Source organism: Gemella parahaemolysans, from assembly GCF_053758945.1.
The window spans coordinates 17,678-33,869 of record NZ_JBSMTP010000003.1; the positions used below are offsets into that span (position 1 = coordinate 17,678).

Annotated in this window: 12 protein-coding genes; all 12 read right to left on the reverse strand. The window is 30.9% G+C overall.

What is annotated here, in order from left to right; genetic code table 11:
* Nucleotides 1–26: 26 nt before the first annotated feature.
* The 12 genes from dprA to ACWOBP_RS03150 all read right to left on the reverse strand — a co-directional run bounded on the left by dprA (nt 27) and on the right by ACWOBP_RS03150 (nt 16,190).
* Nucleotides 27–917 (reverse strand): DNA-processing protein DprA, encoded by an 891-nt coding sequence (gene dprA / locus ACWOBP_RS03095; protein WP_455337405.1) that lies wholly within the window; start codon nt 915–917, stop codon nt 27–29.
* Between the two features lie 12 nt (nt 918–929).
* On the reverse strand, nt 930–1,979 hold the full coding sequence (locus tag ACWOBP_RS03100; RefSeq protein ID WP_455337406.1) for a competence protein CoiA: 1,050 nt from the start codon (nt 1,977–1,979) through the stop codon (nt 930–932).
* 69 nt (nt 1,980–2,048) lie between these two features.
* Nucleotides 2,049–2,330: a hypothetical protein gene (locus tag ACWOBP_RS03105; RefSeq protein ID WP_455337407.1), complete on the reverse strand. Its 282-nt coding sequence runs from the start codon at nt 2,328–2,330 to the stop codon at nt 2,049–2,051.
* A 58-nt stretch (nt 2,331–2,388) separates the two neighbouring features.
* The gene (locus ACWOBP_RS03110; protein WP_455337408.1) at nt 2,389–3,204 is read right to left on the reverse strand and encodes a methyltransferase domain-containing protein; all 816 of its coding nucleotides are present in this window, start codon (nt 3,202–3,204) and stop codon (nt 2,389–2,391) included.
* Between the two features lie 411 nt (nt 3,205–3,615).
* On the reverse strand, nt 3,616–4,110 hold the full coding sequence (gene tadA / locus ACWOBP_RS03115) for a tRNA adenosine(34) deaminase TadA (RefSeq protein WP_455337409.1): 495 nt from the start codon (nt 4,108–4,110) through the stop codon (nt 3,616–3,618).
* A 127-nt stretch (nt 4,111–4,237) separates the two neighbouring features.
* Complete coding sequence (locus ACWOBP_RS03120; RefSeq protein WP_455337410.1) at nt 4,238–5,275, reverse strand: YdcF family protein; 1,038 nt, start codon at nt 5,273–5,275, stop codon at nt 4,238–4,240.
* A gap of 214 nt (nt 5,276–5,489) precedes the next feature.
* Complete coding sequence (locus ACWOBP_RS03125; protein ID WP_455337411.1) at nt 5,490–7,811, reverse strand: ABC transporter ATP-binding protein/permease; 2,322 nt, start codon at nt 7,809–7,811, stop codon at nt 5,490–5,492.
* A gap of 297 nt (nt 7,812–8,108) precedes the next feature.
* Nucleotides 8,109–8,738: a DUF1648 domain-containing protein gene (locus tag ACWOBP_RS03130; RefSeq protein ID WP_455337412.1), complete on the reverse strand. Its 630-nt coding sequence runs from the start codon at nt 8,736–8,738 to the stop codon at nt 8,109–8,111.
* Nucleotides 8,725–8,997 carry an autorepressor SdpR family transcription factor gene (locus ACWOBP_RS03135; RefSeq protein ID WP_455337413.1) on the reverse strand — a complete coding sequence of 91 codons (273 nt, stop codon included), beginning with the start codon at nt 8,995–8,997 and terminating at the stop codon, nt 8,725–8,727. The genes ACWOBP_RS03130 and ACWOBP_RS03135 overlap by 14 nt, the downstream gene beginning before the upstream one ends.
* A gap of 1,277 nt (nt 8,998–10,274) precedes the next feature.
* Complete coding sequence (gene pyk / locus ACWOBP_RS03140) at nt 10,275–11,714, reverse strand: pyruvate kinase (protein WP_455337414.1); 1,440 nt, start codon at nt 11,712–11,714, stop codon at nt 10,275–10,277.
* A 115-nt stretch (nt 11,715–11,829) separates the two neighbouring features.
* Complete coding sequence (gene pfkA / locus ACWOBP_RS03145) at nt 11,830–12,792, reverse strand: 6-phosphofructokinase (RefSeq protein ID WP_371451261.1); 963 nt, start codon at nt 12,790–12,792, stop codon at nt 11,830–11,832.
* Nucleotides 12,793–12,920: 128 nt separating this feature from the next.
* The gene (locus ACWOBP_RS03150) at nt 12,921–16,190 is read right to left on the reverse strand and encodes a DNA polymerase III subunit alpha (protein WP_455337415.1); all 3,270 of its coding nucleotides are present in this window, start codon (nt 16,188–16,190) and stop codon (nt 12,921–12,923) included.
* Between the last annotated feature and the right edge of the window lie 2 nt (nt 16,191–16,192).

Below are 16,192 nucleotides of genomic sequence, written 5' to 3' on the forward strand. Positions count from 1 at the left end.
AATAATCATCCTTTCAAATATCTATACTAAAATCCTAATTCATCACCAAAATCCTCTAATTTATTTACAAGTATCGCCCCCTCTTTAATGTACTCATTCATTGCATAACTCATCTTATCGTCAAATTTTCCCGGTAGGCAGAATACATCAGAACCTACATCTAAGGCGAAATCCACCGTTCTCTGTGTACCACTCCTTTTAGCTGCCTCAGTTACCAAAAGAGCACTAGAAAGACCAGCAACAAGCCTATTTCGTTCTAAAAATTTATATTTCCTTATAGGCGAAGTCGGAAAATACTCAGATATAATAAGATGGTTTCGTTCTAGCTCCTTATAGAGCTTATAACTTTGTTCCGGATAAATAATGTTGTGCCCATGAGCTATTACACCAATAGTGTACCCTTTACTTTTTAAAGCTCCCTCATGAGCAAGGCTATCAACACCTGTAGCAAGACCACTTACTATCACAAAATTATTCATCGTTAAATACGGTACTATACTCTCGAGAGCTTCTTTTGAATATGAAGTATTATTTCTACTACCTACTATAGAAATCTTTCTTCTAAATAGGAGTAAATCCCTATTACCTCTGTAAAAAATAACATACGGATAATCATAAACTCTAAAAAGTTCCTTAGGATAATAAACATCATCACAAAACATATACTTCACATTATAAAATTCAAAATAACTCTCGAAATCAAACTCCATATTATTATGAAGTTTGGTATAGATTTCCTCAGCATTACTTCCAAAATATATAACTAACTCTGGTATAGATAAATCCAAAATCTTCTCTATACCATTTAAATCATTAAATACTCTATGTAATTTAAGAGTAGTAACTTTCTCAATTGCTATTAATGAAAGTAACACTCTTTTTTGTTCTTCTGTAAAATTTCCACTATACTCCCACATAGCTTTATCCTCTTACTTGTCATTTTCTACTAACAAAGCATAATATGTTTTAAATACTTTTAAGAAAATTTCCCCTTGTTGAATATTATTTATATAAATACTATCTTTAAATTCTATAATATTACTCATTATTCTTATGAGTTCAGAGTAACTTTTACCTTCTTTATAAAATCTATACATTAATCCTTGCCAATAGACAAGCGGCGTTCTAATAAGCACCTGTTCTAGCATGTTAACACCAATAACTTTAGGAATATTATTCAACTCTATATGTTGATTATAAAACATGCTTAAAACCTTATTTTTCACAGTCTTATCGAACTTAATTTGTTCGTAGACATAATTTTCAACATCTGACGGATATAATTTCGACGTTAAATCTTTGTCCAGTAGTTTTAAATCGAGTGGTACATCAAACTCATCAATACTTAATGAAGTTTTTATACAAACAGCATTTCGTTTTTTTAAATTATGAGCCCAGATTTGATAGAATTCAAATTTTTTGTTTATATTATCCCAACCATAGAAGAATACTTTCCCTTGATAATAATTCAAAAAATTATCCACAAATGGAGCATATCTAATATAACTTATACCAGCATAACTTTTTAATTCTTTTATAAATTTGTTTGTATCAATTAACCAAATTAGTTTCAAGCCAGCCCTCATATACCCTCGTGTCCTAGCTTTAATAAGGTCAAAAGGAATAACTGATCTTTGATACTCAAAAGCAATACTATTATCTTTAATAAACACATCAGCTATTTGAATATCATTTTTTTCCCCTGTTTTAAAAATATGTTCGACTTCCACATTACGATATTTTTTTCTAAAATGTTCGTAAAGATCTTTTTTCGCTTCTAGATGCTCACTACTCTCTTTCTTATATGTTTCAAACTCACAAGAACAATTTTTAGCATGAGCAAAATGTGATTGAATTTTTACTCCCTTTTTAAAAATTACTTTCCCCCCACATATCGGACAGTGATATTCCATATTCTTTTGTATATCTTTGTCCAATGCATTAAAAACCCCATCTTTATTATCGTATGCCACGTACATAATATTTCTCCTCTTTTTTCTGTACTACACTTCCAAACTACTTCTAACGACTCTTATTTAATTGTCAATTTACTTTAGATACCTATACTTTCTATAAATAAATCCATCTAATTCTATCTCTATAAAATTCATGAGATTTACCCAAGATATCTCATTTACCTCGTTATCACTATCTACCAAGTATATTTTCCCATCTTTTTCACAAAGATAATAATTTGTCTGACGAATACTCGCCTCTCTCATAAGATACATATCATTTTCTCTTATTGAAAAATCAAGGCATCTTTTGTACCATGGGACTTTTTCGTATTTTTTTACCTCCACAACACAATTATATTTTGTTGTATTCATAACCTAACCTCCTTCATAAGTTCTTCCTTTCTTTGATATACGGTGTTTTCAAGGTATTTCACTTTTTACACACTAAAATCTCTAAGTCTATAGTTATCTCTTTCAAACTATCTACATCAACAGCAGTAATATTTTTAGAAAATGTTAAAGGGGTCATCTTAAGAAAATTCTCAGCTTGCACCTTATCTAATCGAAATGTATCCCTTACCGTTACCCTCTCTACGATAGTACAATTCTCCTCGATTAGACTTACAGTATCACTATTAGTATACTCCTTTCCTCCGATTAATTCTCTAATTTCTCTTAAATACCTAGCATTCGGAATAACCTTAATTAAATACCCCGCATCTCCAAGCACTCTAAAAAATTCTTCATAATTTGCAGGTGTCAATATATTTAAAATGCACGATACACTATTATCTCTAAATGGTAAATTAGCCAAATTAGCAACCATGTAAGGATTTAACTTATCTTCTTTCACAGCTATTTCTATAGCATCTTTACTATTATCCAAACCATAAAAATATTTCTCAGGAAATGCTGTCTTCAACTTTCTAATGTAATAACCTTCTCCACAACCAATATCTAACACCACTTCTTTAGCATATTTTTCAATCAAATTTTGAATATTTTTTAGTACATTCACATAAAAATCATTACTAAAAATTTCGCCACGTGCTTTAAATAATTCCTCATTATATTTTGTTGGTTTATAATTATTTATTAAATGAATATAACCCTTTTTCGAAAAATCATACCGATGGTTATTACCACAAACTAAGCTTATATTTTCTATCCGTGATTCAGACAAACACTTCGGACAACTATATATTTCTTCAGAATTAAATTTCTTTATTACATTCTCTATTTTCATTAAAACGCCTCTATACTTTCTAAGTTTATTGTATCAAATTTCATTTAAGAATGGTAGCAAAAAACAACTTAAAAATTAGAAATTTTCAACTTTTTCAGTTTTTTTCTAAACTTTATTTTTATTAAGTAAATACCTACATTATCCCCTTATTACAAAACAAAAACGACGATATATTTACTAGAAATATTTTTATCGTCATTATATTTATATATTATTATTTTTCATTATTTCATATGGGAGGGAATCAGAAATCATAATCTCGAAGAAATTGATTTCGTCAAGTCACTTCTCGAAGTTCTAAAAAGCTTTTATAAAGCCAATTTAGATATCAATAAATCACTGTGCCTATAGATTTCCATATAAACTTTAAAAAATTTAAGAACTTTGCATTAACCCTAATATATTAAATTTCTATTTCTTTTTTTCTCTTAACTCTTTAAAAAAATTCTTCATCAACGTCGAACACTCTTCTTCGAGCACCCCAGAGATGACCTTAGCTTGATGATTAAATTTATTCTCACCTACTAAATCAATACAGCTTCCACAACAACCATATTTAGGATCACTTGCTCCATAGATAACATTTTCTATTCTAGCTTGGACAATAGCTCCACTACACATAACACAAGGCTCCACAGTGGTATATAAATAACTATTATCAAGTCTCCAAAATCCTTGTTTCTCACAACCCTCTTTAATAACTAACATCTCAGCATGATTCAATGCTTGTTGATTTTCTTCACGAGTATTATGAGCTTTCGCAATAACCTTATCATCAACAACTAGCACAGCTCCAATCGGAACTTCTCCTTTAGCGTACGCTCTCCGCGCTTCTTCTAACGCCAACTCCATATAATAAGAATGATCTTTCACAACACTATATCCTTCCACAAATACTTTTTTCATTTTATTATATCATATTTAGAAATCATTAGGGATGGTAAGTTGTAAAATTGTGTATAGCAATCAGATAAAAAAAGACTTAACAAAAACAATTTTAAAACTGATTTTGTTAAGTCTATTGTCTTAAATTCTAGCGATAATTAATCCAATAATATACTTCAACAAATATTATTGCAACTATAAATAAAGATGTAAGAACACCTAAAACTACTACATGTACTTTTCTTTTGAAATATAGATATCCTATAAATTCTCTAATAAAAGCATTAAGGCTGAAATAGAACTTTGTGGGCGCTCCATAACCAATACATCTAAAACCTAGAGTTCGTGCTTGTACTAACGCTCGGTAAACGTGATAATAATTCGTCACCACAGCGAAACTTTTATCGGCTGGAATAAATTTCTTTGAAAAAATAATATTTTCTTCAGTAGAAGTTGATTTATCTTCTAGAATTATATCTTTTTCATCAACACCTTGCTCAAGAGCATAGTTTTTCATCGCAAAGGCTTCAGATACTACTTCATCAGGGCCTTGACCTCCGGACATAATTAGTTTACTTCCAGGATTGTCTTTATAAACTTTTATCCCTTTTTTAATTCTGCTAGCAAGAAGTGGAGTTACTCTCTCACCAATCAACCCTGCACCTAAAACAACAACATAATCAATCTTCCTCGGTAGAATATTAATGAAGTTTAAGACACTAGATACTAAATAAGACATCGCTATACATAGAAAATATAAAACTACTAAACTAACATAAACATAAATTGTATTTAACAGAATATTGTCATGTGTATAAGTAGCAACACGAGGCCAATAAAATATATAACCTACAAGTAAGAAAAACGTAGCCAGACTCAATAAGTTACCTACTCTTAAACCTTCTCTTTTAATAAGCATAAATGAATTGTATAAAAACATAATTACTACTACAATCGGCAGCAGAGTGAATATTACTATTGCTATAACAAGTAATACTACACCTAAATTATAGAAAAACTTATTCTCTTGTGCGTGATTAGTAATAAAGGACATTACATAAAAAATAAAACTTAAACCTGTAGCAATAAAAAATATTCCTAAAAATAGATTTCTTCTATCAAAATACAAAACAGATAAAAACAGCAACAGAAATATCACAAAAACTATAAAAGAACCTATTACCATAAAAACCTCCTTCTTACGCATGTATATTATAAATTATATTGCAAAATTAGTCTAAGTGTCAATCATACCTAAGAATAACCTATATCTTTCTCTTACAATTACCTTCACATTAAATATAAAAACGAGGAATATTAGATTCATTATAATAACCAAAAGTTACATTTTCTCGCAACCTTCTGACTATAACACAATCTGCTATTCCTCATATTATTTTTTATTCAGTTCTCAGCGCTTCTACCGGATCTTTCTTCGCAGCTATTCTCGATGGAATAATACTAGCAATAAGCGTCAATATTAAACTAAGAGCTATTAATCCGATTGACGCCTGAGCATTTAATGAAGCTGTGAAACTTTCCACTTCTAATCCCTTAGCAACTGCTCTACTAATAGGAATAGATAGAAGCATAGTCACCACTACACCTACAGCCCCAGAAATAAATCCGATTAACCCTGCTTCTGCGATAAAGATTCTTGTGATATCTTTTTTACGAGCACCAATCGCACGTAGAATACCAATTTCCTTCGTTCTTTCTACTACAGATACATACGTTAGTATCCCAATCATAATAGATGATACTATCAATGAGATTCCCGCAAATGCCGATAAGATTAATGAAATTGTATTAATCATCTGTGACATAATCGTTGTCATCTGCTTCGCCATATCTGCATATGTGATGCTGTATTTGTGATAATCTGCACTGTCTGAACCATATTTTTCAGCCACTTTTTTGTTAAAATTATTAATAACTTCTGCTATTTTGTCACGGTCATTGAAAGATTTCGGATAAATATTAATTGCACTCGGTGTAGATTTTCCACCTATTGTGGCAAGAATCTGATCAGCCATGTCCGCATCAATCTTCTGACGCGTCGCCACATTTACAGTTTTGTCCTTTTCTTGCGCAACTACAATATCAGATTTAGCCTCTTTTTCCAACATAGTATCTTGTAATGATTTTGTATATCCGATTGTCATCTGAGGTCTAATGAAACTATCTTTAGCTTTTAATATAGCCACTAACTTAACCTTAGTTCCCGAATCATACATCTTAGTATCAACATCACGCGGAACAAAACCATCACCGATTTTTCTATAATAGTTATTATTATCTATAACGCTAAATTCTTTTCCAATAATATCTTCATACTTAACTTTTGAATTTTCATCAAAACCTAATGCTTTTAATGTAGCTTTGTCGATTTCGTTATTTTTCGCAGTAAATAATACAACTTCATTATCACTAGGATATCCAAAATTATCTTTAGATGATTTTACCACTTCGTATTGATTCATAATCATATTCTTATCTTCTGGTAATAATCCAAAAATACTATCACCGAATGCATCTTGATCTTGTTTTACAGCAATTACATCACCTTTTGCATTTTTAGTCAACGCCTGAATAGTATATCCTTGAGTAAATTCAATCGCAGAATAATAATCCTTCGCATTGTTTTGAATATAGTTTATAAATGTTTCTCCATTCCCTAATGCATCGACAGAATATAAGTTTCTATGCACATCACGACTAGACTTCGGCACTAGCTCTGAACCATTAGAATCTTTTTCTGAATTGTCATCATCAACACTAAGCCCAAAGTTTACCTGATTTGCACTAATCATAATCGGCATTGACGATAAGTTCTCATTTTGCATCGTTTGAATATACTTATCCATACCAGATGAAATAGACAATACTAAACCTATACTAATAATACCTATACTGCTAGCAGCAACCGTCATAAACGTACGGAATTTTTTCGTAAGAAGGTTTTTAAAACTTGATTTAATCGCACTGCTAAATGCCATCGCAGTTTTCTTCAAAGCAAATCCATTTTCAGCAATCTCTTCAGCTACGTAAGGATCTGTATCTTCTTGAATTTCACCATCTTTAACTCGTACTATTCTATCACTATATTTTTTCGCTAGTTCTGGATTGTGCGTTACCATTATAACTAACTTCGTCTTACTTATTTCTTTAATAAGTTCCATAATCTGAACACTAGTCTTACTGTCTAACGCTCCTGTAGGCTCATCAGCAAGAATAATCTTTGGATCAGTTACTAATGCGCGGGCAATCGCCACCCTTTGCATCTGACCTCCAGAAAGCTGATTAGGTTTTTTATATAGATGCTCCGCTAAGCCAACATCTTCTAATACTTTCTTAGCTTTTTCATGATTTTCTGAATTAGAATGCCCTGAAATAGACAAAGCTAATTTTACATTTTCAATAACACTTAAGTGAGATATTAAATTATAACTTTGAAAGACAAAACCTATAGTCCCATTTCTATAACTATCCCAATCTCTATCTTTAAACTCTTTAGTAGAACGCCCCATAAGGGCCATATCACCAGATGTGTATTTATCTAAACCACCTATAATATTTAATAGCGTTGTTTTTCCACTTCCACTTGCTCCTAAAATCGAGACAAATTCATTTTCTCTAAAATGAATATTTACAGATTTTAGTACTTCTACTTCACTACCACCAGTATTATACTTCTTAACTATATTTTTAAGTTCTAACACTCTATGTCCTCCTAATCTAATTTTATTAAAAATGATAATTAGTTTACATAAATCACTTTCATAGTTTCAATTATAACACAAACTTCTAATCCCTAAAAATAATATCCTAAGTGCCTAAACATAAAATAAATTTTAAGTTAATCCTTAGAAGAAAGGGAGTGCCTCAAAAATCGTAATTTCGTAGAAATCGGTTTTATCAAATCACTCCTGAACAATCTAAAAAGATTTTATAAAGCGAATTTAGATGTCAATAAACCACTGCGTCTATGAGTTTTCTTGTAAACTTTTTTTAAAAATCTAGGACTTTTGGGTCAACCCTTTATATTTTTTAACCAAGTAAAAAGGTAAAACTGTAGAGAAAATCGCAATAACAACTATTAAAACTAGCGCTACTGTTGAACTAAAGAATCCACTGATGAATATAACAACTCCACTAAAAGTCATATACAACGCGTAAACTCTAACTACTTTTTGTTCATTAACACCTTTTTCTAAACCAAAAAGATTAAAATTGTATTTTCCCCAAAACTCTTTTTTAGGCAGATAGTTCCCAAGTATAATAAGCACTATTCCGATAACAAACACTGTTAATTGTGGTACATTGAAATTATTATCTAAAGCATATGCTACTATGCCGCCTTGAACTAGAACACTTATCAAAGGTATAATTCCCTTAGCTATTAGCGCACCTTTTTTCGGAGTTTTATCAAAATCAACTACTAGCGAAATTATGACCTGAACTATAGCAAAGAATATAGGAAAATCGATAATCGCACGAGTTTTACTCACAAAATTATCAGGCTCTCCGCTAACATTGAAGTGCACAGCTATTTGTTCAGGTAATACATCATAATAATAAACTCCAATCAATATCGGCAATAAACAAATAGCAACACTTAGAAACAAACTTTTTTTATCTACTTTCATCATCTTTTCCTCCTAAACCATAAATCCATACTAGAACTTCTTCGAATACACTAGCATTCAATTCATAATATATAAAATTCTTATGCTTACTTTCTAATATCAAGCCCGCTTTTTTTAATTGTGTTAGATGATACGATACAGTAGCTCCAGATAGATTAAATTCCGAAGCTAATTCTCCAGCGCTTTTCTTCTCTTCTTTTAATAATTCTAAAATATTTCTTCTTACTGGATCAGATATCGCTTTTAAAGTTTCACTCATCCCATTTTTATCACCCCTTTAAAAATCTGAACTGCAATTCTATTTAGATATCTTTCTAAATAGATTATAACTCTATCATATATTAAAGTCAAGAACTATTTAGAAAAATTTCTAAATAGTTCTTAGAATTTGTTTAAAATATTCTACCAACTGTAATACAAATAATATTATTACAGTAATAAACTACTAGAAGATAGTCTTGATTTATATAAAACCGAAAGGAATTACGTTCCTAAAGTTTTCTTAAATAAAGAGTTCAATGCCAAATTGATTCAGGAATTAATCGATAAAGATAACATTATATACACATACTCCTCACACTACATTTTTCACAATGAAAGCAATTAAAAATCTTGCAGTAGAAGCTTTAAATATTACAGTAGATGTGATAACTACTGGAGATTCTCCTAATGTAGTGAATAAATAAACTCTATTAAAATAACATACGGATAATTAATCTATATTTATTCTAATTATCCCAATGATTTTGTTAATCTCTAAACATATTATCTACCAACAAAGGAGCAACTTAATGAAATCGATTATTAAATATAGTCTCTCCTTTTTTATAATTTTATTATTCAATAAATAATATTATCTATAAGTTTGCATATTTGTAATACTTTAACACTAACCGCTAAATTTATCATTTTATCCTTGCATATACAACAAAAGATATGATAAAATATTTATTTTAACATTTTTAAATTCCTTCTTTTTTGTTTGACAACCTCGTATATTTTGCTACAATTAGAATGTAAGCAGTTAGTAAGATAACTTTATCATTAAAATATTTTAGTATAATTAATATTAATTAATCTTTTCGATTATACTATTTGTTGCATATTATTAATTATTACTAGAATATCTATATTGTAGAGAATAATTCAATATCATCATAACAAGAATTAACCATTTTTCACTTCAATATATGATACTTTTACACGGGTCAATAGATAAAGGATGTATATACATATATCATACAATTCACAGAATTGTTCTTAAAACTGTGGAAGATATTTTAACTTCCATTCTAATGACTATATTTATTGTAGTCACTAATTTCCTTTCGGTTGTTAAATTTTATTTAACAATAAACTTTTAATTTAATATCGGAAGCCATTCCGATCAATACTACAAAATAACAATTTACCCTAAATTTTTATTTTGTGTTCATATAACGAAAAGTGGTCCTTAGAGGCCACTTTTTGTTTTATCAATACTTAAGGAAAATAAAAAAGAAGCAAGGTTAAAACCTCACTTCTTTTTATTTTATATTAGTCAATTACAGAAACTTTTAAGAAGTTTGTTGTTCCAGCATTACTTACTGAAGTGTTGATACCACCAGTGATTACGATAGCATCTCCAACTTTAGCATATCCTGAAGATTTAGCAATTTTCGCTGCTGTTACTAACATTTCGTCTGTAGATTTAGCTTGTTCTGAGATTTGAGCATCAACTCCCCATACTAAGCTTAATCCACGAGCAACTTTAGCACTTGGAGTTACAGCTAAAATAGACGCGTTTGGACGATATTTAGAAATTAATCTAGCTGTTTTTCCTAATTCAGTATATGTTACGATTGTGTGTAAATCTAAGTTTAGAGCTGTATATCCTACAGATACCCCAATTGCATTTGTAATATCTTTAGATACAACTTTTTTAGAACGTTCTTTTAAGATACGAGAGTAGTCTTGCATTTCTTCAGTACGTTTAGCGATTGTAGCCATTGTACAAACTGATTCGATTGGGTAAGCACCCGCTGCAGATTCTCCTGATAACATGATTGCATCAGTTCCGTCGTAAATTGCGTTAGCTACGTCAGATACTTCAGCACGTGTTGGACGTGGATTTTTTTGCATTGAGTCTAACATTTGAGTAGCTGTGATTACGAATTTACCAGCTTCGTTACATTTAGCAATGATATCTTTTTGCATAATTGGTACTTCTTCAGCTGGTACTTCAACCCCAAGGTCTCCACGAGCGATCATAATACCATCAGATACTTCGATAATTTCATCGATATTATCGATAGCTTCTTGACATTCGATTTTAGGGATGATTTGAACATGTTCACATCCTTCTTCTTTAAGGATACGTCTAACTTCTAGTACGTTTTCTTTTGTACGAACGAATGAAGCAGCAACGAAGTCGATATCTTGTTTACATCCGAAACGAATGTCTTCTTCATCTTTTGGAGTAATACCTGGTAATTTTGTAGATACACCTGGTACGTTAACTCCTTTTTTATTTTTAAGTACTCCACCGTTTTGAATAGTAGTGTAGATTAATCCACCTTCAGCATCTACTTTGTTTACTGTTAGTCCGATTAATCCATCGTCAAGTAGGATTGTATCTCCAGCTTTAACATCGTGTACTAATTCACCGTAAGTGATTGAGAATTTTTCAGTTGTTCCAAGAACTTCTGTCATAGAAACGATAACGTCTTTACCAGTTTCTAACATAATTGCATCATTTTCCATGTTGTGAGTTCTAATTTCAGGACCTTTAGTATCTAAAAGAATAGCTAAGTTTGTTCCTGTAGCTTCTCTAACTTCTTTAATTGTTTGAATTCTTGCACCATGCTCTGCGTAGTCACCGTGTGAAAAGTTAAGACGACAAACGTTCATTCCTAACTCTACCATTTGAGTTAATGTTTCTTTAGCCTCAGACTTAGGTCCAATTGTACAAATAATTTTAGTTTTTTTCTGTATCATAATATACCTCTTAAATTTTAATCTTCTATTATTTTAACTTATTTTCAACTTATTTTCAAATATTTTCCTAAACAACAGTTGTTTTTAATAAAGAAAACCTTTTCGAAATTAATAATTAGATTGAAAGTTGTTTCGACACATCGTAGATAGATAAATCTACATTGTGAACATCCCCAAATACATCTTCAAATTTAGTACTTACAAGTTTGTTATTTTGAATACCTACTGCACGACCTGATTTACCAGCTAATAATAATTGGACAGCGTAGTTTCCTAATCTTGAAGCTAATACTCTGTCTTGAGCTGATGGAGTTCCACCACGTTGGATGTGTCCTAAGATTGTAGCTCTTACTTCTTCTCCAGTACGTTCTTTTAATTCTTTAGCTAGTTCTTGTCCACCCATAACACCTTCTGCTAAAACGATGATTGAGTGTTTTTTACCACGATCTTCCCCTGCTTTTATACGAGCAACTACTTCTTCGATATCTTCTTTTTTCTCAGGAATTAGAAGACTTTCACTTCCTCCAGCGATACCAGCAAATAATGCTAAGTCTCCTGCGTTACGTCCCATAACTTCAATAATAAATGCACGCTCGTGACTTGATGCAGTATCACGAACTTTATCGATTGCATCTACGATAGTGTTAAGTGCCGTATCAAATCCGATTGTGAAGTCAGTACAACAGATATCGTTATCGATTGTTCCTGGTACACCGATAGTTTTAATGTTCATTTCATTACTTAAAGCCATAGCTCCACGGTAAGAACCGTCTCCACCGATTACTACTAATCCATCAATTCCTAAAGCTTCTAAGTTCTTGATGGCACCTTTTCTAACTTCTGGGTTAGCAAATTCTGGTAGACGTGCTGAGTAAAGCATTGTACCACCACGGTTAATGATGTTACCAACATCTCCTACTTCAAGTTTTTTAATGTTGTTTTCAACTAATCCTTTGTATCCTTGATATACTCCATAAACTTCTAATCCATTATAGATTGCTGTTCTTACAACGGCACGCACAGCTGCGTTCATTCCTGGTGCATCCCCACCACTTGTTAAAACTGCGATTTTTTTCATGTAGTCTTACCTTCCTCATAATTTTATTAATTATTTTTAAATTTACCTATCAACAATATCATATTTCTGAGATTTTTTCTAGTAAAAACAGAATTTTGTTTTATTTTTGTTCGATTATTTTTGTTTTTTTACTTATATGTGATTTTGATGCGTTTTCCAGGGAACTTTTCCAAAAATTTCTGAACAAATTCATGTTCGTTATTAATTGTTATTGTCTTTCCCTTTGTAGAATCATTATCAAGCAAGGCTATTACCTTAATTTCTCCCGTATCAGTCTTGTATTCACTTAAAAGCTCTATTATTTCTTTATCAATAATTGTATAGATAGTTTTTATGTTAGTTAGGCAGTATTCTCTATAATTTCTTAAACTAGCAATTTTTTCTAAAATGTACTGTTCTCTACCATTACGGAGTTGTTTTTTCAAAGTCATAACAGCGAAACTTCCTGCTTTTATAAATACATTAGCATACTTAAATACACTTGGAAAAACAGTAACATCATAATCATTTTTCCCATCGTTAACTGTTAAAAATGCCATGTAATCACCATTTTTAGTTCGTATCTCTTTTCTCGTTATGATTTCTACATAACTATCGCTAACTTCACCACCAATATACTGCAACGGTAAATATGCATACTTCTCTTTTTCTACTTGGACTGGGTGTTTTAAGAAATATGTCCCTGTAACTTCTTTTTCCATTTGAATTTTTTCCGTAATAGAATAGTCCTCTACTTCTTCTACTTTAAGTGTTAGACCACTTTCTGCAGATAATGCTACTCGTACATTATTTATGAATTGCCTATTATCTGCATAATAATCATTTACCTTTTTCATTAAAGTAGCCCTATTATATCCGAAAGTATCTAGAGCTCCAGCCTTAACCAGTGAAGCTGCAGCTTGATAATCAACCTTTTTATTCATACGTTTTAAGAAATCATCTATATCTAGATAAGGTCCAAAATTAATTCTGTCTTGAACTATTTCATAACCACTTCTATAACCAACATTTTTTATCGCAGTTAAGGCAAATACGATATCATTTTTAAAAACTCTAAAATTTGATAAACTTCTGTTTACATCAGGTTTTACAAGATTGATTCCTAGATTTGTAAGTTCTTGTTTATACTCATTAATCTTCTTCTCACTGCTTATTACGTTATTTAATAAGGCTGTCATAAAGTACTTAGTATAATACACTTTTAAATATGCTAATCGATACGCTAGCATACTATAAACTACCGCATGACTCTTATTAAAACCATAATTCGCAAAGGTAACGATAAGATCAAAAAGATTCTTCGCAACTTTTATATCATAACCAGCAGCAACACTCTTCTCTACGAATATACGTCCATAGTATTCCAAATCTTCTTTTTTCTTCTTACTTACCGCTCTTCTCATATTATCCGCTTCATTAAGACTCATATGAGCAAAGTTCACCGCAATTAGCATAATTTGCTCTTGATAAACTATTACTCCATAAGTATCCTTTAGTATTTTTTCTAAATGTGGATGTGGATATACTACTTGCTCTTCTTTATTTTTTCTACGTACATAGACTTCTATCTGAGCCATCGGCCCTGGTCTATAAAGAGCATTCATCGCAACAATATCATTAAATTCAGTAGGTTTTAAGAGATTTAGTTTCTCCTTCATCCCACTTGATTCAAACTGGAAGATACCTTCTGTCTTACCCTTTGCAAATAATTCATAGACCTTCGGATCTTGATAATTTATCTTTGTTATATCGAATGTCGGATTCTCTTTTCTAATTTCTTCGACAATACTCGATACCATCGTTAGATATCTAATACCTAAGAAATCTATTTTTAATAAACCAACACTCTCAATATCATCCATCGTCCATTGTGTTAAGTACTTCGTCATATTAGATTCAGCAAGCGGAGCATAATTAACGAGTGGTTTATCATCACTTATTACTATACCAGCTGCATGAACTGATGGATTCTTAGGTAGATTCTCTAAACTTAGCGCTATACTAAACCAACGCTTATTAATATTACTCTGATTAATAAACGTTCTTAATTCTTCTGATATTTCATAACATTCTTTTAATGTTCTTGTCGAGCTAATATTACTACTAATAAACTTCAGAGTTTGTTCATCAAACTGCAATATTCTCGCCGATTCTCTAGCAGCACTTTTCGATTGGAATGTTGTAAAAGTAATAATCTGTGCGACTTTATCAGAACCGTACTTTTCTTCTACATATTTTATAACTTCATCACGTCTAGTATCTTGGAAGTCTATATCAATATCAGGCATAGATATACGTTCTTTATTTAAAAATCTTTCAAACAGTAGATTATATTCCAATGGATCCGCTTCTGTTATATCTAGTAAGTAACATACTAAACTTCCGGCAGCACTACCACGTCCTGCACCTACTAAGATTCCATTATTTTTAGCATATTTTACAAAATCATGTACTATTAAAAAATAATCATTAAAACCCATTTCATCAATAATCTTCAGCTCATAGCTATAACGTTTTTGATACTGATATACATCTTTGCCTACTAACTTTTCCTTAACACCTTTTTGAACTAAGTAATGCAAGTACTCTTTAGAAGATAACTTTTCGAATATTTCTTCTTTTTCTCCGTAAATATACTTAGGCAAATGATATCCCGAAAAATTCAATTCATATTTACAACTATCTATTATTAGTTTTTGATTAGCAAATGATTTTTCAAAAATAGCATATAACTCTTCATCTCCTAGAGCTAAAATTTCTTCAAAATCCTTTTGTTCTCTGACAAAGTCTTCTCCTGAGATAGTCGTAAGTTCCTGTATATTAAGCTTTTTATTATCGCGAATAGCACGACTAACAATGACTTGCTGGTAGTGCTCTTTATTTAAATAATAACTTGGTTTTGTATAAACAATATTATCATAATCACTATAAAGACCTACCTGGAAACTCTCATTAAAACCAAAATAAAAATCATACTTACTTAGTAAATTTTTTAAATAAGAGAATTCCATACTATCCCTAAGTTCATCTACAACAATCAAGACAAAGTCTTCTCTGTAATCAATCATATCACTAGAAAAATCGTCTACAGTCCACTCTTCTCCATTCATAAACTTCGTAGAAATCTCTAATAGTTTATAAAACATCTTCTCTGTTTTACAAAGTAAATTGAATTTTAAAAGCCCTATGCCATAACCTAAGTTAACTTCTAAACCTTGAATTAAGTTTACTCCTGCTTTTTTAGAAGCTTTATACGCTTTAATAGCACCGTACATATTTGGATCTACTATAACAACTGATTTCTGATTATCTTTTGCTAACTTCAAAAATAAACTTTCATACTTTATAGTACTATTCAATAAATCATATGCACTATGTACTTGCATATTGTAATACATAC